Source organism: Amycolatopsis sp. NPDC051128, from assembly GCF_040682715.1.
GTDB lineage: Bacteria > Actinomycetota > Actinomycetes > Mycobacteriales > Pseudonocardiaceae > Amycolatopsis.
The window spans coordinates 1-22,265 of sequence record NZ_JBFBBN010000036.1 but is presented as its reverse complement, the minus strand read 5'-3'; the positions used below and the strand labels follow the sequence as shown (position 1 = coordinate 22,265).

Here is a 22,265-nt window from a genome sequence, read left to right as displayed (position 1 = left end):
ACTCATCCGGGGGATTCTTTTCAGCCGTAGTCCGCATCTCCGGTCGCCGGGAAACAAATCCAGCCGGAATCCCAGGCGGCTGCGAATACCTCCACACGGGGGCGGCTACCGTCATTCCCCAGGTGTTCCAGGAAAAGTAATCGTCAACCGCGCCGGATGACCACCGGCCGCGGGTGTAGAATCCGGCGTACCGAGCATTTTCGCACGCCGGCGGCAGAGCCGGCGCCGTCCTCGGTTCCCTCCACATCGGTCAGTGCGACCGGGACTGGACAGCGGCATGACGACAAGCACCCCGCCGGTGAAGGCACTCCTCGCCGACGGTGAGATCGCGTGGGTGCGCAGGCTCGGCTCCAGTGACATCACCGAGCTCCAGGCACTGCGGGCCCGGCTGACCGGCCGTGACCGCCATCTCCGGTTCTTCGGAGTGGGCGACCTGGAGCTGGCCGAACTCGCGACGCGGCTGGCGGCCCGGTCGGGCGTCGGTCCGACCGCCGTGGGGTGTTTCCAGCACACCCGGCTGGTCGGCGTCGCGCAGTACGAGATCGTCGACGACCCGGCCGAGGCGGAGATCTCGCTGATCGTCGACGGCCGCACCTCGACGCTCGGTGTCGCGACGTTGCTGCTGGAGCAACTCGTCTTCGCGGCCGAACACGAAGGTGTGCGGACTTTCGCCACCGATGTCGTGACGGAGGATTCGAAGATGCTCGGCGTGTTCGCCGCCCTGGGCATCCCGTTCCGGGTCCGGCAGAACACGCCGGAGCGAACGGTCGCCCCGACCCTCGGGCCGGACGACGATCTCGGTGCCGAAGCGCGCCAGTGACCGTGCGGCAGGAACACCGACGCGAGCGGTGTTCCGCCCAACTTCTTTCGTGGCAGGCGAATGCGGGTGATCCGCGTTAGGCGCGTACCATCGAGGGGTCCGAGAGCATTTCGCACGCGGGTGGTCGAATCCGTGTCGTCCTCGGGCCCCAGACCGGCCGGTTCACGCGGCCGGGGACGGGAGCACCGGCATGAAGTCGGGCCCGCACATGACCGCTGCCGAACGATTCGCCCTGTCGGCCGACGAACTCTCATCCCACTCGCCGCGCCTTCGGCTGAAGCCGAAAGCACCGACGACCGGCTACGTCGACGGCGGGTGGTGGCCCGCGTCCCGGGACCTGACCGCCGAACTGCCGTCACTGCTGGCAGTGCTGGCCGTCCGGCTGGACGGGATCGAACGGGTCACGTTCGACCTCGCGGCGTGGCCGCCCACCGGACGCCGCCTGGCCTTCGACGGCGGCGCCGTCCGGCTCGAAGGCTTCCGTTCCCAGCCCGGCGGCACCTTGACCGTGATCGGCGCCTGGGGCAGGCACCAGGTGACCTTGCTCGTCATCCCGCCCGAGACCGACCCGGAACTCGCCCGGCACATGCTGATGACCGCGGCGCACCGGGGCAACCAGGACAGCGTCGAGAGCCTGCTCTCCAGCTCCGGCGGTCCCGTCCTCGCGACGTCAGTCGTCGCGTAGCCCGCCGGCGACCGTGATCACCACCGCGACACCGGGAGCGCCCCGCGGCCACCGGCGGGCCGACGGCCACGCGCCCCTCGTGTCCCCACGCCGATGAAGCAGTCGAAGGTTGCCCCGCCGAGGGACCCGGACCCGTTCGCCCTCAGTCCCGAGCAACGCCGTCGTGGTGCCCGCATGGTCGCCTCGTCGGCGGACGACGCGGCCGACTGCGCCGCGCTGCTCGCCACCCTCGGGCTGAACCCCGCCGACGGCCTCACGGCGCCGGACGGCGAGCCCACCCGCGCGGGCCACGTCCCCAGCTGAACCGCCGGGGCTGGCAGACTCTGCCGGGTGATTTTCGGATACGTCCTCGCCGTGTTGGCCGCCCTCGCCTCGGGCAGCGGTTCGATCCTGGAGTCCGCCGGGGTCCGGCGAGCCGGCGCGTACGGCGGCACGCCCCAGGACCTGGTCGCGCTGCGGCGCCAGCCGCTCTACTTCCTCGGGCTGGCGGTGGACCTGCTGGGCTTCGTCTTCGCCGCCGCCGCGCTGCACCGGCTGCCGCTGTTCCTGGTCCAGTCGGTCCTCGCGTTCAGCGTCGGCGTGACCGCGACGATCTCCGCCGTTCTCGGCGTCCGGCTGGCCTCCGCCGGCTGGGTGGCGCTGGGCGTCGGCGCGACCGGCCTCGTCCTGCTGGGGCTGTCCGCGGACCCGAGCCCCGCGCAGCCCCTGCCGTCCGGCGGAAAGCTGCTCCTGCTGGGCGCGGCGATCCCGATCGCGGCGATCGCGTTCGCCGCCGAACGCCGGGATCGCCCCTGGTCGGCGCCGGTGCTCGGGTTCTGCGCCGGGCTGGGTTTCAGTGTCGTCGGCGTCTCGGCGCGCACCCTCGGCGCCTCGGGCCCGCTCTGGCACCTGGCCGGAAACCCCGCGATCTGGGCGATGCTCGTCAACGGCCTCGTCGCCGCGACGGCGTTCGCGATGGCCCTGCAACGAAGCCGCGCGACCGCGGTCACCGCCACCATGTTCACCACGAACACCGCCGTGTCGTCCTGCATCGGCGTGTTCTTCCTCGACGACCGGGTGCGCGACGGCTTCACCGCCGCGGCCGTCGCGGGGTTCGTCCTCGCCGTCACCGGCGCGATCGGCACCGCTCACTACGCGGCCGCACACCGGGAACTCCCGCCGAGAACGCCGGCACGCCCCGAAGCTCGTGGGGCTTGAGCGACCCTTCCCGGAAGTCATCCCTGCGCGCGGACGACTTCCCTGACCTCGCCGGGTGAGAGGATGTCGCGCGGTCCCGGTGCCAGCCGGTGGTCCTCGTCGCGGTCGATCCACTGGCGGCGCAGCACGGAGAGCGTGGTCGACATGTTGAGGCCGTTGATCCCGGGCAGCGCGCCGAGGTCGTCGGTGACAAACCGGGACAGGTGGTCCTCGTCGGTGAACACACCGTGGTGGAGGACCGAAGCGGGCCCGGCGGTCATCGCGGTGAACCGCCCGTGCGGGTGCGCGCCGAGCGCGGCCAGGACACCCGGCACGTGCCGGGGCCGGACGTCCAGGGTGAACAGCGCCGTGATCGGGAACCCGAGCACGGCCGGCTCGATCTCGACCCGGGGCCGCGCCGCGCCGGTTTCCAGCAGCGACTGGATGGTCCGGTAGGCGGTGGACCGGCTGAGGCCGAGATCGCGGGCGACCTGCGCCGCGGAGATCCGTCCGTCGTCGAACAGGAGCCGGAGCGTCGCGGACTCCACTTCGGTGAGCGGCGCCAGGGCGGCCGGCATCGGGCTGGGCGTTGCGTCGGCATGCCGGCGCAACGCCGCGGCCTGCTCCTCGGGCAGCCGGTGCAGGCGCCAGGCCACCGCCTGCCGGGGCGCGTTCAGCACCAGGTGCGACCGCAGCGACGCGATGCCGGGCGTGGCGGGCAGCGTCCGGGTCAGCAGGCGGCGCATGTCCGTGCCCGGCAGGGGATACAGGGTGCAGTAGAGGTCCGAGTCGCCGGTGGTGACGAACAGGGACTGCGCCTGCGGCACCCGCTGGATGGCGGCCGCGACTTCGGTGATCGTGCCCGGGCGGCACCGGATCCACACCACGTAGGGGTTGCCGGTGGTGAGCAGCGACCAGTGCACAGTGCAGATGAAGCGCAGCAGCCCGAGCTGCTGCAGCCGCTGGACGCGGCGCCCGGCCGTGCTGGCCGAGGTGCCGAGAATTTCGGCGACGGTGTTCAGCGCCGCCCGGGGCGCGAGCTGGAGCGCGGCCACGAGATCGAGATCGGCGTCGTCCAGGGCGTGCTCCGGTGATCCCATGCGGACAGCCTACACAGAATGATCCTGTCACCCATTGCCTCCTGGTTGACACAACCGTGCATTGTGCTGTCTCATACCGGGTCATATCGCCGACGTGCGAAGCACCGGAGGTTCCCATGACCGAGACTGGCTGGGCATGTTCCTGGCCTGGTACGCGCTCGGCATCCCGCTCGGCCCCGGCGTTCCCGTCCGCTGAAAATCCCTGCCTCCCAACGAGATTGGCGCTCGCGATGTCCGTGCGGTCCTTGTCCACCTGGTGCCACGACCGGCTCGACGAGCTGATCGCCGACCTCTCGACGCTCGTCGGCCACGAGTCGCCCAGCGGTGACAAGGCGTTGCTGGACACCACGGCGGACTGGATCGAGAGGTGGCTGCACGAGCGCCTCGGCCCGCCCGCCGGCTGGATCCGGCGCGCGCAGGACGGTCACGGCGACGTCCTGGAGGCGACCTACCCCGGCGTCCCGGGGAAGCCGGTGCTCCTGATCGGCCACTACGACACCGTGTGGCCGGCGGGCACGCTGGCCGACCGGCCGTTCACCGTGCACGACGGAACGGCGCGCGGACCCGGCGTCTACGACATGAAGGCGGGCCTGGTCACCGGGGTCTGGGCGCTGCGGGCCCTGCGCGCGCTGAACCTGCCCTATCCCCCGGTGACCTTCCTGTTCAACGGCGACGAAGAGCTCGGCAGCCCGGTTTCGCGGCGGCACATCGAAACCGCCGCACGCGGGTGCGCGGCGGCACTGGTGCTCGAGCCCGGGATCGGCTGGGACGTCAAGACCGAACGCAAGGGGGTCGGCACCTTCACCGTCTCCGCCACCGGCATCGAATCCCACGCCGGCAACGAGCCCGCCGACGGCGCCAGCGCCGTGCACGCCCTCGCCGAGCTCGTCGGACGGCTCGCCGCCGCGGCGGATCCCGGCGCCGGAACCACGATCAACGTCGGCACCATCGAGGGCGGCACGGCGCGCAACGTCATCGCGGGCCGGGCCCGCTGCCTCGTCGACGTCCGGGTCACCCACCAGGCCGAAGCCGACCGGGTCGACCGGGTGTTCAGCGCGTTGCGGCCCGCCGATCCGCGCGTCACCGTGACGGTCGGCGGAGGGTGGAGCCGCCCGCCCCTGCGCCTCACTCCCGGGAGCAGGGCACTGTTCGATCTGGCCGACGACGTCGCCGGCGAACTGCGCGGGCCGCTCGAGCCGATCAGCGTCGGCGGCGGCAGCGACGCGAACTTCCTCGCCCCGCTCGGCGTGCCGGTGCTCGACGGGCTCGGCAGCAGCGGCGCGGGCGCCCACGCGCGTCACGAACACGTGCTCGTCGACGCCATTCCCGATCGGGTCGCGCTCGTCGCCGGTCTGCTGACCCGCCTGTAGCGAGCCGCCGTGGTCGACCCTCGGCGACCGTTTATTCCCGGCGCCGGCCGCGATCGCGGACTGTCCCAGCAGTTGGCCGTCTCCGCCCGGCAGCCGGGAACTGGCGCACACTGCGGGTACGGGCCGAAGGAAGGGGAACGCCGGGATGACCGCAGGAAACGGACCACGGATCGCCGTCGCGCTGGACGGGGCGGGGTGGCACCCCGCCGCGTGGCGGGAACCCGGGGCGCGGCCGCACGAGCTGCTCACCGCCGGGTACTGGACCGACCTGGTCCGGGAGGCCGAGGCCGGGAAGCTGGACTTCGTCACCATCGAGGACTCGCTGGCCCTGCAGACCGTGGATTCCCTCGACCGGCCCGGCGAGCGGACCGACATCGTCCAGGGCCGGCTCGACGCGGTGCTGATCGCCGCCCGCGTCGCGCCGCTGACCTCCCACATCGGACTGGTGCCGACCGCGGTCGTCACCCACACCGAGCCGTTCCACCTGTCGAAGGCCATCGCCACGCTCGACTACGTCAGCGGCGGCCGGGCGGGTGTCCGCGTGCAGGTCTCCGGGCGCGAAGCCGACAACCGGCACTTCGGCCGCCGCGAGTTCGGCGAATTCCGGCCGGCGGACGCCGCCGAGCCGGACCGGCCGAGCCCGCTCGCCGACCTGTTCGACGAGGCCGCGGACTACGTCGAGGTGCTGCGCCGGCTGTGGGACTCCTGGGAGGACGACGCCGAGATCCGCGACGTCGCCACGGGCCGGTTCGTCGACCGCGACAAGCTGCACTACATCGACTTCACCGGACGCTGGTTCTCGGTCAAGGGCCCGTCGATCACCCCGCGCCCGCCGCAGGGCCAGCCGCCGGTCACCTCGCTCGCCCACGCCGCCGTGCCCTACCGGCTCGCCGCCCGCTCCGCCGACGTCGTCTACGTGACCCCCTTCGACCGCGAGCAGGCCGGCGCGATCGTCGCCGCGGTGCGCGACGAGCAGGAGCGGGCCGGGCGCGGCGCCGAGACGCTGCACGTCTTCGGCGACGTCGTCGTCTTCCTCGGCGAGACCGACCAGGCCGCCGCGGACCGCAAGGCCCGGCTCGACGGGTTGTCGGGCGCGGAGTACTCCTCCGACGCCCATGTCTTCACCGGCACCCCGGCCGGCCTCGCCGACCTCCTGCTCGACTGGCATGGCGCCGGGCTGTCGGGCTTCCGGCTGCGGCCGGGCGCGGTCCCGCACGACCTCACCGCCATCACCCGCGGGCTGGTGCCCGAGCTGCGGGCGCGCGGGGCCTTCCGCACCGGGTACGAGACGAGCACCCTGCGCGGGCTGCTCGGACTCGCCCGGCCCGCCAACCGCTACATCGCCGTCTGAGGAGGCCCGAGATGACCCAGCCCCGGAAGCAGATTCACCTCGCGGCGCACTTCCCCGGCGTCAACAACACGACCGTGTGGAGCGACCCCGAGGCCGGCAGCCACATCGAGTTCAGCTCCTTCGTGAAGCTCGCGCAGACCGCCGAGCGCGCGAAGTTCGACTTCTTCTTCCTCGCCGAAGGCCTGCGGCTGCGCGAGCAGAACGGGCAGATCTACGACCTCGACGTCGTCGGCAGGCCCGACACCTTCACCGTGCTCTCCGCGCTGGCCGCGGTCACCGAGCGGCTCGGCCTGGCCGGCACGATCAACTCGACGTTCAACGAGCCGTTCGAGGTGGCCCGTCAGTTCGCCTCGCTCGACCACCTCTCCGCCGGGCGCGCCGCCTGGAACGTCGTCACGTCCTGGGACGCCTTCACCGGCGAGAACTTCCGCCGCGGCGGGTTCCTCCCCCAGGACCAGCGCTACGAGCGCGCCGAGACGTTCCTGCGCACCGCCTGGGAGCTGTTCGACTCCTGGCGCGGCGACGAGATCGCCGCGGACGCCGGCACCGGCGTGTTCCTGCGGGACGCCACCGCGGGCGCCTTCGCCCACCACGACGCGCACTTCGACATCGAGGGCCGGTTCCCGGTGCCGCGCAGCCCCCAGGGCCGGCCGGTGATCATCCAGGCGGGCGACTCCGAGGAGGGCCGCGAGTTCGCCGCGGCCACGGCGGACGCGATCTTCAGCCGCTACGGCACCCTCGAAGCCGGGCAGGCGTTCTACTCCGACGTCAAGGGCCGGCTGGCGAAGCACGGCCGGACGCCGGAACAGCTGGTGATCCTGCCCGCGGCGACGTTCGTGCTCGGCGACACCGACGCCGACGCGCACGAGCGCGCCCACGTCGTCCGGCTGCAGCAGGTCAGCGGGCAGACCGCGATCAAGTTCCTCGAACAGCTGTGGAACACCGACCTGAGCGGCTACGACCCGGACGGGCCGCTGCCGTCGATCGACCCGGTGCCGGGTGAGAACACGATCGCCCGCGGCCGCGCCAGCGTCCGCATGTACCGGGACCCGCTCGCCACCGCTCGCGAGTGGCGGCAGCTCGCCGAGGCGAAGAACCTGTCCATCCGGGAGCTGATCATCGAGGTCACCGGCCGCCAGACGTTCATCGGCTCGCCCGCGACCGTCGCCGCCACGATCGACGACCTGGTCCAGGCCGACGCGAGCGACGGCTTCATCCTCGTCCCGCACGTCACCCCCGGCGGGCTCGACGAGTTCGCCGACCAGGTCGTCCCGTTGCTGCAGGAGCGCGGCTCGTTCCGCACCGAATACACCGGCCCGACCCTGCGCGACCACCTCGGCCTGGACGCGTAGAGGTCCATGGGGACGGCGGGTCCCGGTCCGAAGAAGGGTCGAGCGCGGTGGGACCACACGATCTTGGGGGGCGGAGATCGTGCGGTCCCACCGCGCTCTGCCGGGTCGCGCGCGGGGTGGCAGCCACGCGGCCGGCTGGCTCGGGTGCCTCTACCCGAAGGGCCGGGTGCCGCTTCCCGCCGCGCGGACGGCCCAGGGCGGGGCGCCGCACTGCGGGCGCCAGGTGCCGAGATGCACCCACTGACGCCCCCAGGCGTGGGACACCAGAACCGTCGGCCGCTGGCACTGTGGACAGACCTGCGGCGCCGAGTCGATGGGCATCTGTCCTCCTCCATGCGGTAAGTGGTCGCAGGAGCAGGATCGTCCGAACGCCGTCCGGCCGGACCGGGGAAACTACCTGAACGGCTACGCGGGTCGCCGGGGCCGGCCGGCCAGCCACGACGCCACCTGCGTGCGTGAAGTGAGGCCGAGCTTCACCAGGATGTTCTCGACGTGCCCCTCCACGGTCCGTCCGCTGAGGACGAGGGTGGCGGCGATCTCCTTGTTGGTCATCCCCCGGGCCACCAGCTCGGCGATCTCCCGCTGCCGCCGGGTCAGCTCGTCGGGCTCACTCGCCTTGCTCGCCGCCGGCGCAGCAGCCGGCTTCTCACGCAACGCGTACCGGACGACCTCGTCGATGCCGAAGCCGGCCGCCTCGGCGTAGGCCGCGTCGAACGCCTCGTCCCCGAGCGCCGCGCGGGCCTGTGCGGCGCATTGCTCGTCGAAGCCCTGGTAGGGACTCATCTCGCCGACGCGCGCGCCGCTGAGCCGCCAGACCGCGGCGGCGCCCCCGAGTAGCCGGGCGGCCCGGTCGTGGGCGCCTTCGGACGATTGGCACCACGCGAGCGCCTCGATCAGGAACGCGAGCAGCGTGCGATCCGCCAGCCGGAGGGCGATGGCCTCGTGCAGCAAATCCGCCGCCTCCGGTGGCCTGCCCGCCCGCCAGCGGTGGAGCGCGACCGCCCACAACGCGTAGCCACGGGACCAGCGCGCCGCGTGCCGGTCGGTCAGGGCGAGCGCCTCCTCGGCGGCGGCCGCGCCGCGCGGATCGTCGAGGAAGAAGCACGCGGCGGCGAGCAGGATCAGCGTGTCGAACACGAGCAGCGCGTCACCGGCCACGCGGTACCCGGCCAACGCCCGCTCCAGCTGCTGGGCACCACCGGGCAGGTCGCCGGCGAAGAACGTGGCCATGCCGGAACACTCCGCGTGGCCCGCCCGGAGCCGTTCCTCGCCGAGCTCGTCGGCCAGTTCGCCCAGTTCGGACAGCAGCTCCGCGTGCGGCGCGCCGGTCTGGATCGCGAGGAACGACATCGCGTACAACGCCCGGCCCCGGACCAGCGTGCGCTCACCGCACAACTCGAGCCCGCGCCGCAGGTACCGGCACCCCTCCGGGACGAGGCCGCCGCCGTACCAGAAGTTCCACAGCGAAGCCGCGATGTCCAGCGCACGGCTCGCCCGCTCGGGGCCGGACAGGCAGTACTCCAGCACGGCCCGGAGGTTGGCGTGCTCGCGTCGGAGCCGGCCGACCCACTCCAGCTGCCGCGGGCCGAACCCCTCGGCGCGGTACCGCCGCGCGAGGTTCACGTAGTACTCGGCCTGCCGTGCCCGCACGTCCGGCTCACTGCCCTCCGCGGCCAGCTTGCCGCTCCCGTATTCGCGGACGGTCTCCAGCATGCGATACCAGGCCTGCCGTCCGAAGGTGCCGTGCTGGCGGCTGAGGACCGATTTGTCCACCAGTCCCGTGACGACGTCCAGCGTGCTGTCACTTTCGGCCTCGTCGGCCGCATAGACGTGCTCGGCGGCGTCGAGGTCGAACCCGCCGAGGAAGACCGACGTCTGCGCCCACAGCCGCTGTTCCGCGGGCGTGCACAGCTCGAAACTCCAGCCGATCGCCGCCTCCAGCGTCTGCCGGCGGGGGTGCGCGGCGTGTTGGCGCGAAGTGAGCAGGCCGAGCCGGTCGTCGAGCCGGTCGAAGATCTGGTCGACCGACAGCACGCGGAGGCGGACGGCGGCCAGCTCGATGGCCAGCGGGATCCCCTCCAGCCGCCGGCAGATCCGGCTCACCGCCGCCCGGTTGTCCGGGGTGAGCTCGAAGCCGGGCGAGACCGCGGCCGCACGATCGGTGAACAGCAGCACCGCCTCGACCGGGGTCGCGCCGGTGTCCTCGTCCCACGGGACGGGCAGCGGCTCGACGTGCAGGATGTGCTCACCCTCCACGTGGAGGGTGTGCCGGCTGGTGGCGAGCACCCGGAGCCCGCCGGAGACCGCGAGCAGCTTGGCGACCAGCATCGCGCACTCGTTCACCACGTGCTCGCAGTTGTCCAGCACCAGGAGCAGCTGCTTGTCCTCGAGGTACTCGGCGAGCCCGTCCGCCGGGTCACCGGCGCCGCGCAGGCCGAACGTCGTCGCCACGGTGTTCGGCAACAGGTGCGGATCACCCAGGTCGGCCAGCTCCACCAGCCACACGCCATCGGGGAACGCCCGGCGCACATCGGCGGCCACCCGGAGCGCGAGCCGCGTCTTGCCGACGCCGCCGGCGCCGGTCAGCGTCACCAGCCTGGCGGCGGACAGCAGGCGTTTCGCCTCCCCCAGCTCATGCCGTCTGCCGACGAAGCTGGTCAGCTCGGCCGGCAGATTGCCGATGCTTCGGCGGGGGCGGGCACACATGCGGAAAGTGTAGTTCGGACAGACGCGGCGCACCGGGCGCCGACGGCCCGGGCGCCGTTCACCTCGACGGACCCGAGCGACGCACGTCACGGCCGCCGGCGTGGTCGACGGGGAACACCGCGCCGCGCCGGACGTTGTAAGGGGTGTCGGTACGGCGGAGTCCCCCGGGCCTCACCCCTTCCGCCCTCCCGGACCACCGGTTCACCCCGGAGCCGGGTCGCGCGACTCGCCGAGAGGCGACCCCCGTACCGGCCTTCAAGCCACCGCTTCCGCTCGCAGGTCTCCCCCACCCTTCGCTGAGCGGAAGCGGTTCTCCTCTTCCGACGTTAAGGATTCCTCTGCCGCGCAAGCGGTCAACGGAAGGCCGTTGGGCGAGCGGCGTCGACGACCCCTGCTCCGCGCGGGCTCGGTGCTCATCCTGCTGCCCACGCTCGTCATCTTCCTGATCTTCCAGCGCCGGTTCGTCTCCGCCCTGCTCCAAGGATCGCTGAAAAGCTGCCCCGGCCTCGATGCCGGCCAGGCTGCCGAACGACAGGCGAAGCGTCACCGGCGGCCGGGTTCGCCGAGGCCGCCGGTCAGGGCAGGTGGCTGGTACCACAGGTACCGGCCGGTCCCGGCGGCCGCGTTGAGGCGCTCCGGGGTCGTGGCGTCGTCCCACCGGCCGGTGGCGACGCGCTTCTCGAGAGCGTGCAGCCCGGCGATGGTCTCGGCCGGCTGGAAGGCGCAGTGTCCGGTGCCCTGGACGTACGCCTGCCGCAGCAGGTGCCCGCGCCCGGCCGCGGCCACCACGTGGCCGTACCAGTTCTCCTGCTCCACCGGCACGAGCTGGTCGGCGACGGTGTGCAGGTTCAGCTCGGGCACCTGGAGCCGGCCGGTCGGCGTGGACGTCCGGGCGAGTGTCCTGATCGCCCCGGGATCCGCGGTGATGTTCGCGTCCCGCGTCAGCGTCGCGAGGTCGGCGTCGAGGTCGAGACCCGCCTGCCGGTAGAGCGCCCGGACCTGCTGGGTGTGGCTGCTGCCGCGCAGGAGCGCGCGGTAGTCGACGCCGGCGGTGAAGGAGCTGTTGCCGCCCGCGGCGAGCTCGATCTGGTAACGCCCGCTCATCGTGAAGTTCAGGACGAACGCGGTCAGCGCGGCTTCCTGGTGTGTTTCCTGCGTCGCGTAGTCGCGCGGACCCGGCGGGGTGGCGCCGGTGAACCAGGTGGGCACGTTCATCAGCGCCGCGGCGAGGGCGATCCGGGCCCGCCCGGCCGGGGTGGCCTGGGCGTCGGCGGTGACCTTGGTCAGTGCGGCGCCCGCCGCGGCCGCCTCCTCCGGGCCGGTGTAGCGGACGAGCTTGATGCCCTGCCCGGGAGCGAGGAGGCGGGACAGCGCGTACTCGCCGTCGAGCTGGTAGTTGTCGAGGTTGAGCGCGCCGGCGACGAGCCCGCAGGTGGTCAGCGCACCGACGACGCGGTGCCGGCCGTCTTCGGCTTCCAGGGCGCTGACCAGGCCGCCCATCGAGGTTCCCCAGGCGATGGTGCGCCGCGGGGCGCCGATCTCGCCGGTCAGCGCGTCCAGGGACGCGAACTGGTCACGCACCGCGGACTCCAGCGCCCACCACGAAGGCCCGGAGTAGGACGACCCGACCAGGGCGTAGCCGCCGTCCAGCAGCGCCTGGCCCGTCTCGGAGTCCGGGGCGTTCCGCGGCTCCAGCGGGCCGAAGCCGTGGCTGTACAGGATGACGGTCCCGTTCCACTCCCCCGGCACGTCCGCCACCCAGCTCGCGCCGCTGGGCAGCGTGCCGGTGTAGTGCCGGGTCGCTTCGGCGACGGCCACGGGCGCGGCGACGAAGGCCGCGGCGAGGACGGCGGTGACGAGCGCCGCGACGCGCGTTGGCCGGCGGGTCTTCATCGGATCCCTTCCCTGGCCGGGGAAACCACCGCGGCCGGGTCGTCGGCGAGGTCGTTGCGGTTGCTCTCCGCCAGCGCGAGCACACTGATCACCGTGAGCAGGCAGCACGCGGCGATCACCGCCGAGATCACCGGCGTGCCCGCGCCGGCGATGCTCGCGAACACGACCGGGGCGACACCGGCGCCGAGACCGGCCAGCTGGTAACCCAGCGACGCGCCGGTGTAGCGGGCGCGCGTGCCGAACAGCTCCGTGCACAACGCGGCGAGCGGCCCGTACATCGCCGCGTGCGCGATCGACTGCCCGAGCACGAGCGCCAGCGTCAGCAGCCCCGCCGAGCGGCTGTCGATCATCGGGAACAGCAGGAACCCGACGACCGCGGTGGCCACCGCGCCCGCGACGACCACCGGGCGGCGCCCGACCCGGTCCGACAGCGCCGAGAACCCGATGATCCCGAACACGGCGCCCACGGACGACACGGTGATCGCGTTGAGCACGGTCTGCCGCGTGAAGCCCGCGTGGACCGCGTAGGCGAGCACGTAGGTGGTGAGCGTCCCTTGCGCGACGAACGCGCCGAAGCCGACGCCCACCGCGAGCAGCAGGTTCTTCGGGTGCCGCCGCAGCACCTCCACCAGCGGGGCGCGCGACGGGCGGCCGGTCGCGGCGAACACCGGCGTCTCCGCCACCTTCAGCCGCACGAACAGGCCGATGACCAGCAGCACCACGCTGAGCAGGAACGGGATCCGCCAGCCCCACGCCAGGAACTGCGCGTCGGTCGTGACGGCCGCCATGAGCGTGAGCATCAGCGTCGAGACGACCAGGCCACTCGGGGCGCCGGCGTTGGTGAAGCTCGCCCACAGGCCTCGGCGGGTGGTGGCGTGCTCGGCCGACATGAGCACCGCGCCGCCCCATTCGCCGCCGACCGCGACGCCCTGCAGCACGCGCAGCACCACCAGCAGGATCGGCGCCAACGCCCCCACCTGCGCGTAGGTGGGCAGCACGCCGATCAGCGCGCTCGCGATGCCCATCATCGTCATGGTGATCACGAGCATCCGCTTGCGGCCGAGCAGGTCCCCGAAGTGCCCGAAGATCACCCCGCCGAGCGGGCGGGCCAGGTAGCCGGTGGTGAAGGTGCCCAGGCTCGCGATCGTGCCGACCACCGGGTCGAGGCCGGAGAAGAAGACCTTGGAGAACACCAGGGCCGAGGCCGTCGCGTAGAGGAGGAAGTCGTAGTACTCGGTCACGCTGCCCAGGTAGCTGGACAGCACGGCCCGGCGCAGCTGCGTCGGCGAGTGGTGCGGACTGGGGGGTTGGGGAGTCTCCGTCATCGCGTGTCCTGCCTCGTCGCCGGCCGCCGGATCAGGACGTGGCCTGTGCCACATCCGGCCAGAACATTAAGCACATCGGTGACCGCCGTCAATGGCGTGCCCAACATCACTCGCTTATGCTGGCGCCGTGACCGTGGCCGAGAACGCGACCGACGAGGGTGACGACCTCTCCCCCGCCGGGTCGGCGCGCCCGCAAGCACTGCTGCTCACCTTCCTCGGCGCGCACGTTCTCGGCCGCGACATCCATGTCGCCACCGCGAGCGTGATCGAGGTGATGGGCCGGGCCGGCATCTCCGAACACGCCACGCGCTCGACGCTCAGCCGCATGGCCCGGCGCGACCTGCTGCGCCGCACCCGCCGCGGCCGCAACGTCTACATCGGACTGACCGAGCGGTCGCGCGCGATCCTCCTCGACGGCGAGCGCCGCATCTGGCACGACGGCGCGGTCAACCACGACTGGGACGGCACCTGGACCCTGCTCGGCTTCTCCATGCCCGAGTCATGGCAACGCCAGCGGCACGTCCTGCGCTCACGCCTGCTGTGGGCCGGGTTCGGCAGCCTGCAGAGCGGGCTGTGGATCGCACCGTCCACTGTGGATGTGTCGCCGCTGCTCGACGGCCTCGGCACCGACAGCCACGTCAAGGTGTTCCAGGCGCGGGCCCTGCCGCCGACCGAGATCGCCGAGATCGTGCGCGACGCGTGGGACCTCGAGCGCATCGCCGGGCACTACCACGCCTTCCTCGCCCGCTGGGGCGAACGCGGGGAAGCCGGGGCCCAGGCCCCGGACGGCCTCGCCCGGCACCTCCTGCTGGAAGCCGACTGGCTGCAGACCATCCGCACCGATCCCCGGCTCCCCCGGCGGCACCTGCCGGCCGACTGGCCCGCCGAACCGGCCCAGGACCAGTTCCGCGCCGTCAACGCCGAGCTCAAACGCGACGCGCTGGCCATCGCCGCCGGCCTCCTCGACACCATCCCCGGCACCGTCCCCGACACGACGACTTCGTCGCCGGAGACCGTCACCCGCATCGGATCGGAAGCCGATGACCAGCTCAAGCCGGCCACCCCTCAGCTGAACTGACGGGCTGCGCCCGGTCCCCGGGTGTCAGCGGGTGCAGACGAAGCTCGAGGCGCTGTCCGGATCGCCGGCGCGGTACCGGGCCGGCCGCCGGGCGCCGGGAGCCCTAGTGTCGCGCGTCTGAGGTGAGCCGGGTCAGCCAGTGACGGGTTCCGTAGGTTTCGGTGATCGCCTTGACCAGCCACTGTCGCTGGCGGGTATTGAGCAGCGGCAGGACCGCGGCGAAGTCGGCGTCGTCTTTCGCTCGCGGCGTTTTGGCCTTGTAGAACAGCTGGATCTCGGGAGCCAGGTAGGGGAAGCCCTCCTCGCTGGTGCGGCCGAGCGAGGAAATGGGTTGGCGCAGGCCAGGATTGCGGCACGAAACCCACTCTTCGCCGCTGGCTTCGTCGAGCATCAGCTGGATTCGCCACGGCTGGTCGGCGGTCGGCCGGCACCAGATGTCGCGGACGGCGGCCGGCAAGGTCTCGCCGGGCAGCCAGCGACGAAGCCGACCGGGTGGGTCGGCCGCCCACCATTCCCAGCCTGCCAGGACGTGTTGGGCGATCAGCTGGTCGCGACGCAGCAGGAGGACGTCGACGTCGGCGTGCTCACGGAAGCGACGGCCGACGGCGAGTTCGATGGCATAACCACCGGCGAGCCACCAGGGCGCGCCCGCCGCCGCGAACAGCTGGCTGACCTGGGACGGGGTCAGCGGTTCCCAGGTCCCCCACGGGGTGCGTGTCGGTGCCACGGACACATCTTGGTTCGGCAAGCCCGCCGCGGCCAGCCGAACAGCATCCGGATGCTCCCGGAATGCTTTGTCGTCGAGCGCGCCGCCAGGTGAAACTTTCATTTCCTCGGCGCGCGGAAGCCGTGGCACGCAAGCTCGGCGAGACCCGTGCCTGGACGCGTATTCGACCCCTGTGCTACAACGCGAATGTCTTGAGCCAAGCCGTCTCATACCGATGACGGACACGCCATTCGCCGGATGATTGCGCTTCCAGCCGAAAGGGGTTTCGAATGGCGAGGTACGGATCATCGTTCCGGACCGTCGTGGCCGCCGCACTGCTCGTGCTGACCGTGGGCGGCACGCCGCCGAGCGCCAGTGCCGCCACCGCACCCCAAGCCGCGGCAGCGGCGACTCCGAGCGCCGGCTGCGGGAAGACCCCGACGCTCACGAGCGGCAAGCGCACGATCCAAAGCGGCGGCAAAAGCCGTGATTTCATCCTGAAGATCCCCGACAGCTACGACAACAACCTGCCGCACCGGCTGGCTTTCGGCTTCCACTGGCTCGGCGGCACCGCCGAACAGGTCGCCTCGGGCGGGAGCGACGGCTATGCCTGGGCCTACTACGGCATGCAGTCGCAGTCGGGCAACAGCACGATCTTCGTTGCCCCGCAGGGCATCAGCAACGGCTGGGGCAATTCCGGTGGTGAGGACGTCACCTTCACCGACAACATGATCAGGCTGATCGAGAACGACCTGTGCGTCGACACGACGCAGTTGTTCTCCATCGGGTTCAGCTACGGCGGCGCGATGAGCTACGCGCTCGCGTGTGCGCGGGCGACTGTCTTCCGCGCCGTCGTCGCCATCGCCGCCCCCGGCGCGATCAGCGGGTGCAGTGGTGGCACCCAGCCCATCGCGTACATGGGGATCCACGGCGTGTCCGACAACATCGGCGCCGGCCGGGGACTACGTGACACCTTCGTCAGGAACAACGGCTGCACCCCGCAGAACGCCCCCGAACCCGCCGCGGGCAGCAAGACCCACTACCTGACCGTCTACTCGGGATGCCGGACCGGCTACCCGGTGGTCTGGGCCCCGTTCGACGGCGGTCACCAGCAGGGCCCGGTGGACGGCTGCACCGGCTGCGAGAGCGGCGCGAGGAGCTGGGACAAGGCCGAGATCTGGAAGTTCTTCAGCCAGTTCGGCGGCGACCCGGTCCCGCCGACGCCGCCGGTGCAGGTGGGGGTGAACTACCGGCTGGTGGCGGCGCACAGCGGAAAGTCGGCGGACGTCAGCGGCGCGTCGACCGCGGCGGGTGCGACGCTGGTTCAGTGGCAGTCGAACGGCGGGCTGAACCAGCAGTTCGACTTCCTGGCTTCCGCCGACGGGTACTACCGGATCCGGGCCCGGCACAGCGGGCTGGTGTTGCAGGTGTCCGGTTCGGGCTCGGGTGCGGACGTCACCCAGCAGCCGGACGGCGACGCGGCGGGCCAGCAGTGGAAGGTAGTGGATCAGGGTGGCGGTGCGGTCAGCCTGGTGAACCGGCTGAGCGGCTTGGCGATGGACGTGTGGGGTGCGTCGACCGCCGACGGGGCACGGATCTCGCAGTACACCGCCTCCGGTAACGCCAACCAGCGGTTCCAGCTCCAGCGCGCCTGATCGCGGCCGCTGCCGAACGGAGGACGACGATGGCGGATCTGACGCGAAGGCAAGCAATGCGGCTCGGCGCCGCGGGCCTGGGGGCCGCGCTGACGCCGATCGGGTGGGCGGCGCCCGCACGAGCCGGTTCGGTCGCGCCCGCGGACGTGCGGGCGGTCAACGACCTGGCGCTGTGGTACGACAAGCCGGCGGGCACGGAATGGCTGCGCGCGTTGCCGATCGGCAACGGCAGGCTGGGCGCCATGGTGTTCGGCAACACCGACACCGAACGCCTGCAGCTCAACGAGGACACGGTCTGGGCGGGCGGCCCCCACGACTACAGCAACACCCAAGGCGCGGGCGCGCTGTCGCAGATCCGGCAGCTGGTGTTCGGGAACCAGTGGACGCAGGCGCAGAGCCTCATCGACCAGCGCATGCTCGGCAAGCCGGCCACCCAGCAGCCGTACCAGCCCGTCGGCACCCTCAGCCTCGCACTTTCCGGCGGGAGCGGGGCGGCTTCCTACCAGCGGTGGCTGGATCTCACCACCGCCACGACGGTCGTCACCTACGTCGCGAACAATGTGCGCTACCGGCGCGAAGTGTTCGCCAGCGCGGCGGACCAGGTGATCGTCATGCGCCTGACGGCCGAGACGCCCGGCTCGATCTCGTTCTCGGCGTCGCTGGGCACCCCGCAGCGCGGAACGGTGTCCAGCCCCACCGGCTCGTCGATCGGCCTGGACGGGATCTCCGCGGACAGCCAAGGGATCGCCGGCTCGGTCCGGTTCCTCGCGCTGGCCAGCGCCGTCGCCGAGGGCGGGAGCACCAGCAGTTCCGGCGGCACGCTGCGGGTGTCCGGCGCCAACGCCGTGACCCTGCTGATCTCGATCGGCACCAGCTACGTCGACTACCGGACGGTGAACGGTGACTACCAGGGCATCGCCCGCGCCCGGCTGAACGCCGCCCAGACCCAGTCCTACGACTCCCTCCGCGGCCGGCACGTGGCCGACTACCAGAAGCTCTTCGGGCGCACCACCCTCGACCTCGGCCGCACCCCGGCGGCCGACCAGCCGACCGATGTCCGGATCGCCCAGCACAACTCCGTCACCGATCCGCAGTTCTCCGCCCTGCTCTTCCAGTTCGGCCGCTACCTGCTGATCTCCTCGTCCCGGCCCGGCACCCAGCCGGCCAACCTGCAGGGCATCTGGAACGACCAGATGAACCCGTCGTGGCAGTCGAAGTACACCCTCAACGCCAACCTGCCGATGAACTACTGGCCGGCCGACGTGACCAACCTCGCCGAGTGCTACGAGCCGGTGTTCGGCATGATCAGCGATCTCGCGGTCACCGGTGCCCGCACCGCGCAGGTCGAGTACGGCGCCCGCGGCTGGGTCACCCACCACAACACCGACGCGTGGCGTGGATCCTCCATTGTGGACTTCGCGCAGGCCGGCATGTGGCAGAGCGGTGGCGCCTGGCTCGCCACCATGATCTGGGACCACTACCGGTTCACCGGCGACGTCGAATTCCTGCGCTCCCGTTATCCGTTGCTGAAGGGTGCCGCCCAGTTCTTCCTCGACACCCTGGTGACCGAACCGAGCCTGGGTTACCTGGTCACCAACCCGTCCAACTCGCCGGAGCTGAACCACCACGCGAACGCGTCCGTGTGCGCGGGGCCGACGATGGACATGCAGATCCTGCGCGACCTGTTCGACGGCTGCGCCGGCGCGTGCCAGGTGCTGGGCGTGGACGCCGCCTTCGCCGACCAGGTCAAGGCGGCCCGGCAGCGGCTGGCGCCGATGAAGGTCGGCTCGCGCGGGAACATCCAGGAATGGCTCTACGACTGGGTGGAAACCGAGCAGACCCACCGGCACATTTCCCACCTCTACGGCCTGTACCCCAGCAACCAGATCAGCAAGCGGGGCACGCCCCAGCTGTTCACCGCGGCCCGCCGGACGCTGGAACTGCGCGGCGACGACGGCACCGGCTGGTCCCTCGCCTGGAAGATCAACTACTGGGCGCGGATGGAAGAAGGCCGCAAAGCGCACGACCTGCTCCGGCTGCTCGTGCGGACGGACCGGCTGGCGCCCAACATGTTCGACCTGCACCCGCCGTTCCAGATCGACGGCAACTTCGGCGCGACGTCCGGCATCGCCGAAATGCTGCTGCACAGCCACAACGGTGAGCTGCACGTGCTGCCCGCGTTGCCGCCCGCTTGGGCGGCCGGAAGCGTCACGGGCCTGCGCGGGCGTGGCGGCTACACGGTCGGCGCGACCTGGACCGCGGGCTCGGCGACGCAACTGACCATCACGCCCGACCGCGACGGCGACGTCAAGGTCCGCAGCCGGATGTTCACCGCGGAATTCGAGGTGCTCGACACCACGAGCGGCGCCAAGGTGCAGCCGGTGGCCGTCGAGGCCGACCTGGTCCGGTTCGCGGGGCAAGCGGGCCACACCTACCGCGCCACTTCCCTCGGTGGACCGCCGCCGGTGGTGCAACCCGGGGTGAACTACCGGCTCGTCGCGCAGCACAGTGGCAAATCAGCCGACATCAATGGCGGCTCGACAAGTGCCGGCGCGACGTTGGTCCAGTGGACGGCCACCAGCGGGCTCAACCAGCAGTTCGACTTCGTCCCCTCCGACGGCGGCTTCTACCGCATCCGCTCCCGCAGCAGCGGCCTGGTCCTCCAGGTCTCGTCCACCAGTACGGGCGCCGACATCACCCAGCAACCGGACACGAACGCGACCACTCAACAGTGGCAGGTGACCGACCAGGGCAGCGGCGTGGTGAGCCTCCTCAACCGGGCGAGCGGCCTCGCCATGGACGTGTGGAGCGCTTCGACCGCCGACGGCGCCCGCATCTCGCAGTGGACCGTGACCGGCGCCGCCAACCAGCGGTTCCAGCTCCAGCGCGTCTGAGCCACGGGTCAGGGCTGGTTTGACCGGGCCTGCCGAGGTGAATGGGTCATTCACCTCGGCAGGCCCGGCTTGGTCCACATCGGACACGACACGATCGACGTAGCGATCTTCCGTGGATTCCTCCGGACTCCGGCCAGGGCGACCAGCAGTGACGAGACCGTCCTGGAGAGCCCTGGTCGGCCGAACGTGTCTACACCTTTGGCTGCGTCACGTCCTGCACCGGGCCGGGTACCGTCGACCGGATTCGAGGACTCGACGAGCGGAGGCCCGGTGAAAATCTTGCTGCTTTGCTCCGCGTTCAACGGACTCAGCCAGCGCGCTTGGCTCGGTCTGCGCGCCCGCGGTCACCGAGTCACGGTCCAGACGGTGCGCGACCCGCAGGAGATCGCCACGGCCGCGGCGGCCACCGAGCCCGAGTTGATCATCTGCCCGTTTCTGCGTCAGCGGGTTCCCGAGGCGGTCTGGCGAAGCTACCGCACGATCATCATCCATCCCGGTCCGGAAGGGGACCGCGGCCCGTCCGCGCTCGACTGGGCGATCATGGACGGCGAACCCACCTGGGGCGTGACCGCCCTGCAGGCGACCGGGGACCTCGACGGCGGGCCGGTCTGGGGCACGCGGGTGTTCATGATGCCGGCCGGCCCGCCGCGCAAGAGCACCCTCTACAACACCGAGGTGTCCGACGCCGCGATGAGCCTGATCGACGAGGTGGTGACCAGAGCCCAGGACGCCGGGTTCACGCCGCGCCGCCAGGACCTCCATCGGCCCGGCGCGGTGGGCCGGGTCCGGCCCTTGGTCCGGCAGGCCGACCGGGCGTTCTGCTGGGGTGACCCGGCCGACCACATCCTGCGTCGCATCCGGGCCGCGGACGGCCGTCCCGGAGTGCACACCGAGCTGGCCGGTGTGCCGGTCGCGGTGTTCGACGCCCATCCCGGGGACGCCACGCCCGGCGAGCCCGGCACCATCGCGGCACGCCGGCAGGGTGCGGTCCTGGTCCGCACCGGCGACGGCGCGCTGTGGATCGGGCAGGCGCGGCGGCTGACGCCCGAGGCTCCGGGCACGACGGTCAAGCTCCCCGCCGCGCTGGCGCTCGGGGGCGTTCCCGAGGCACCGCGGGTCGCGGGCCCGCCGAGCCTTCGGGAGGTCAGCTACCGGCGTGTGGGCAAGGTGGGGTTGGTGCGCTTCGAGTTCTACAACGGCGCGATGGGGGCCGCGCAATGCCGGCAGCTAGCCGCCGCCGTGCGCTACGCGGCCGCGCAGGACACCACCGTGCTGGTCTTGGCCGGCGGCGAGGTGTTCTCCAACGGCATGCACCTGGGTGTCATCGACGCCCATCCGAATCCGGCGGCGGAAGCGTGGCGGAACATCACCGCGATCGACGACCTCTGCCGGGAGATCATCCTCTGCACCCGCCAGCTCGTGGTGTCCGCGCTCGCCGGCGACGCGGGCGCGGGCGGGGTGATGCTGGCACTCGGCGCCGACAAAGTGATCGCCCGCGACGGCATCCTCCTCAATCCGCACTACCGGAAGATGGGCCTGTACGGCTCGGAATACTGGACCTACGTGCTGCCGCACCGGGTCGGCGAAGCACAGGCACACCGCCTGACCACCCACGGCGAGCCGATCACCGCCGCCGAAGCGGCCGAAATCGGGATCGTCGACGAACTCGCCGCGAGCGACCGCGCGGGATTCCTCACGACCGCGCTGGACTACGCCACCGAACTGGCCGCCGGCGGACACGCGAATGCCCTGCTCGACCACAAACGAGCCACCCGGGCGGCCGACGAGCACCGCAGGCCGCTGGAAACCTACCGGGTACGGGAACTCGCCGAAATGAGCCACGACATCTTCGACGACCGCCACGGCTTCGCCCACGCCAGGCGCGCCTTCCTCACCGGCCGCCCCGCCGGCCCGGCCCGGCCGGAACCACCCCGCCTGCCGGCGCCGCGACTCCCCCAGGTCGGCACTGTCCGCTGATCGTGCTCGCGAGGGCCACCGGCGCTGGGGTTCCCGGCTGCCCGGTCGAGTGCGGGTGACCACGAGGTGCGCCGGGGCGAGGCCGCCTTGCGGTACTGCGGGATGTACTGCTCCTCGATCGCGACGACGTCGGCGGCGCCGTGCCCGGTGGCGAGCTGCGTCGCGAGGCCCTTGTGG

17 protein-coding genes are annotated in these 22,265 nt (G+C 71.8%); 11 read left to right on the top strand and 6 right to left on the bottom strand.

Annotation, left to right across the window (positions count from 1 at the left end; all coding sequences use genetic code 11):
- Positions 1 to 277 precede the first annotated feature (277 nt).
- The 4 genes from AB0M82_RS30400 (at position 278) to AB0M82_RS30385 (ending at position 2,702) form a co-directional block, all read left to right on the top strand.
- Positions 278 to 820 carry a GNAT family N-acetyltransferase gene (locus AB0M82_RS30400; RefSeq protein ID WP_364729018.1) on the top strand — a complete coding sequence of 181 codons (543 nt, stop codon included), beginning with the start codon at positions 278 to 280 and terminating at the stop codon, positions 818 to 820.
- Positions 821 to 1,010: 190 nt separating this feature from the next.
- Complete coding sequence (locus AB0M82_RS30395; protein ID WP_364729015.1) at positions 1,011 to 1,505, top strand: DUF5994 family protein; 495 nt, start codon at positions 1,011 to 1,013, stop codon at positions 1,503 to 1,505.
- A 93-nt stretch (positions 1,506 to 1,598) separates the two neighbouring features.
- On the top strand, positions 1,599 to 1,808 hold the full coding sequence (locus AB0M82_RS30390; protein ID WP_364729012.1) for a hypothetical protein: 210 nt from the start codon (positions 1,599 to 1,601) through the stop codon (positions 1,806 to 1,808).
- A gap of 27 nt (positions 1,809 to 1,835) precedes the next feature.
- The gene (locus AB0M82_RS30385) at positions 1,836 to 2,702 is read left to right on the top strand and encodes a hypothetical protein (RefSeq protein ID WP_364729009.1); all 867 of its coding nucleotides are present in this window, start codon (positions 1,836 to 1,838) and stop codon (positions 2,700 to 2,702) included.
- 17 nt (positions 2,703 to 2,719) lie between these two features.
- Here AB0M82_RS30385 and AB0M82_RS30380 read toward each other — a convergent pair whose 3' ends face one another.
- Positions 2,720 to 3,781: an Lrp/AsnC family transcriptional regulator gene (locus tag AB0M82_RS30380; protein ID WP_364729006.1), complete on the bottom strand. Its 1,062-nt coding sequence runs from the start codon at positions 3,779 to 3,781 to the stop codon at positions 2,720 to 2,722.
- 230 nt (positions 3,782 to 4,011) lie between these two features.
- Between AB0M82_RS30380 and AB0M82_RS30375 the strand changes: the two genes are divergently transcribed.
- The 3 genes from AB0M82_RS30375 to AB0M82_RS30365 all read left to right on the top strand — a co-directional run bounded on the left by AB0M82_RS30375 (position 4,012) and on the right by AB0M82_RS30365 (position 7,854).
- Entirely contained in the window at positions 4,012 to 5,151 is a 1,140-nt protein-coding gene (locus AB0M82_RS30375; protein WP_364729003.1) for a M20 family metallopeptidase, read from the top strand.
- A 145-nt stretch (positions 5,152 to 5,296) separates the two neighbouring features.
- Positions 5,297 to 6,502, top strand: a complete 1,206-nt coding sequence (locus tag AB0M82_RS30370; protein WP_364729000.1) for an LLM class flavin-dependent oxidoreductase — start codon at positions 5,297 to 5,299, stop codon at positions 6,500 to 6,502.
- 11 nt (positions 6,503 to 6,513) lie between these two features.
- The gene (locus AB0M82_RS30365; RefSeq protein ID WP_364728997.1) at positions 6,514 to 7,854 is read left to right on the top strand and encodes an NtaA/DmoA family FMN-dependent monooxygenase; all 1,341 of its coding nucleotides are present in this window, start codon (positions 6,514 to 6,516) and stop codon (positions 7,852 to 7,854) included.
- 150 nt (positions 7,855 to 8,004) lie between these two features.
- Here AB0M82_RS30365 and AB0M82_RS30360 read toward each other — a convergent pair whose 3' ends face one another.
- The 4 genes from AB0M82_RS30360 to AB0M82_RS30345 form a co-directional block, all read right to left on the bottom strand.
- Positions 8,005 to 8,175 (bottom strand): hypothetical protein, encoded by a 171-nt coding sequence (locus AB0M82_RS30360; RefSeq protein ID WP_364728994.1) that lies wholly within the window; start codon positions 8,173 to 8,175, stop codon positions 8,005 to 8,007.
- 84 nt (positions 8,176 to 8,259) lie between these two features.
- A complete protein-coding gene (locus tag AB0M82_RS30355; RefSeq protein ID WP_364728991.1) occupies positions 8,260 to 10,560 on the bottom strand; it encodes a LuxR C-terminal-related transcriptional regulator in 2,301 nt (766 codons plus the stop codon).
- Between the two features lie 543 nt (positions 10,561 to 11,103).
- Positions 11,104 to 12,453 (bottom strand): alpha/beta hydrolase, encoded by a 1,350-nt coding sequence (locus AB0M82_RS30350; RefSeq protein WP_364728988.1) that lies wholly within the window; start codon positions 12,451 to 12,453, stop codon positions 11,104 to 11,106.
- The gene (locus AB0M82_RS30345) at positions 12,450 to 13,778 is read right to left on the bottom strand and encodes an MFS transporter (protein WP_364728985.1); all 1,329 of its coding nucleotides are present in this window, start codon (positions 13,776 to 13,778) and stop codon (positions 12,450 to 12,452) included. The genes AB0M82_RS30350 and AB0M82_RS30345 overlap by 4 nt, the downstream gene beginning before the upstream one ends.
- 127 nt (positions 13,779 to 13,905) lie before the next feature.
- Here AB0M82_RS30345 and AB0M82_RS30340 point away from each other — a divergent pair, with 127 nt between their 5' ends.
- Positions 13,906 to 14,856, top strand: a complete 951-nt coding sequence (locus tag AB0M82_RS30340; protein ID WP_364728982.1) for a PaaX family transcriptional regulator C-terminal domain-containing protein — start codon at positions 13,906 to 13,908, stop codon at positions 14,854 to 14,856.
- Between the two features lie 103 nt (positions 14,857 to 14,959).
- Here AB0M82_RS30340 and AB0M82_RS30335 read toward each other — a convergent pair whose 3' ends face one another.
- Positions 14,960 to 15,712 carry an amino acid transporter gene (locus tag AB0M82_RS30335; RefSeq protein WP_364728979.1) on the bottom strand — a complete coding sequence of 251 codons (753 nt, stop codon included), beginning with the start codon at positions 15,710 to 15,712 and terminating at the stop codon, positions 14,960 to 14,962.
- A 140-nt stretch (positions 15,713 to 15,852) separates the two neighbouring features.
- On the opposite strand from AB0M82_RS30335, the gene AB0M82_RS30330 reads away from it, so the two are divergent.
- The 3 genes from AB0M82_RS30330 to AB0M82_RS30320 all read left to right on the top strand — a co-directional run bounded on the left by AB0M82_RS30330 (position 15,853) and on the right by AB0M82_RS30320 (position 22,088).
- Complete coding sequence (locus AB0M82_RS30330) at positions 15,853 to 17,217, top strand: RICIN domain-containing protein (RefSeq protein WP_364728976.1); 1,365 nt, start codon at positions 15,853 to 15,855, stop codon at positions 17,215 to 17,217.
- 29 nt (positions 17,218 to 17,246) lie between these two features.
- Positions 17,247 to 20,111: a glycoside hydrolase N-terminal domain-containing protein gene (locus AB0M82_RS30325; RefSeq protein WP_364728973.1), complete on the top strand. Its 2,865-nt coding sequence runs from the start codon at positions 17,247 to 17,249 to the stop codon at positions 20,109 to 20,111.
- A 270-nt stretch (positions 20,112 to 20,381) separates the two neighbouring features.
- The gene (locus tag AB0M82_RS30320; protein WP_364728970.1) at positions 20,382 to 22,088 is read left to right on the top strand and encodes a hydrogenase maturation protein; all 1,707 of its coding nucleotides are present in this window, start codon (positions 20,382 to 20,384) and stop codon (positions 22,086 to 22,088) included.
- Positions 22,089 to 22,265 lie beyond the last annotated feature (177 nt).

Coding starts and splice junctions, on each gene's coding strand:
- AB0M82_RS30400 (WP_364729018.1), top strand. CDS start 278: ATGACGACAAGCACCCCGCCGGTGAAGGCACTCCTCGCCGACGGTGAG.
- AB0M82_RS30395 (WP_364729015.1), top strand. CDS start 1,011: ATGAAGTCGGGCCCGCACATGACCGCTGCCGAACGATTCGCCCTGTCG.
- AB0M82_RS30390 (WP_364729012.1), top strand. CDS start 1,599: ATGAAGCAGTCGAAGGTTGCCCCGCCGAGGGACCCGGACCCGTTCGCC.
- AB0M82_RS30380 (WP_364729006.1), bottom strand. CDS start 3,781: ATGGGATCACCGGAGCACGCCCTGGACGACGCCGATCTCGATCTCGTG.
- AB0M82_RS30375 (WP_364729003.1), top strand. CDS start 4,012: ATGTCCGTGCGGTCCTTGTCCACCTGGTGCCACGACCGGCTCGACGAG.
- AB0M82_RS30370 (WP_364729000.1), top strand. CDS start 5,297: ATGACCGCAGGAAACGGACCACGGATCGCCGTCGCGCTGGACGGGGCG.
- AB0M82_RS30365 (WP_364728997.1), top strand. CDS start 6,514: ATGACCCAGCCCCGGAAGCAGATTCACCTCGCGGCGCACTTCCCCGGC.
- AB0M82_RS30360 (WP_364728994.1), bottom strand. CDS start 8,175: ATGCCCATCGACTCGGCGCCGCAGGTCTGTCCACAGTGCCAGCGGCCG.
- AB0M82_RS30355 (WP_364728991.1), bottom strand. CDS start 10,560: ATGTGTGCCCGCCCCCGCCGAAGCATCGGCAATCTGCCGGCCGAGCTG.
- AB0M82_RS30350 (WP_364728988.1), bottom strand. CDS start 12,453: ATGAAGACCCGCCGGCCAACGCGCGTCGCGGCGCTCGTCACCGCCGTC.
- AB0M82_RS30345 (WP_364728985.1), bottom strand. CDS start 13,778: ATGACGGAGACTCCCCAACCCCCCAGTCCGCACCACTCGCCGACGCAG.
- AB0M82_RS30330 (WP_364728976.1), top strand. CDS start 15,853: ATGGCGAGGTACGGATCATCGTTCCGGACCGTCGTGGCCGCCGCACTG.
- AB0M82_RS30325 (WP_364728973.1), top strand. CDS start 17,247: ATGGCGGATCTGACGCGAAGGCAAGCAATGCGGCTCGGCGCCGCGGGC.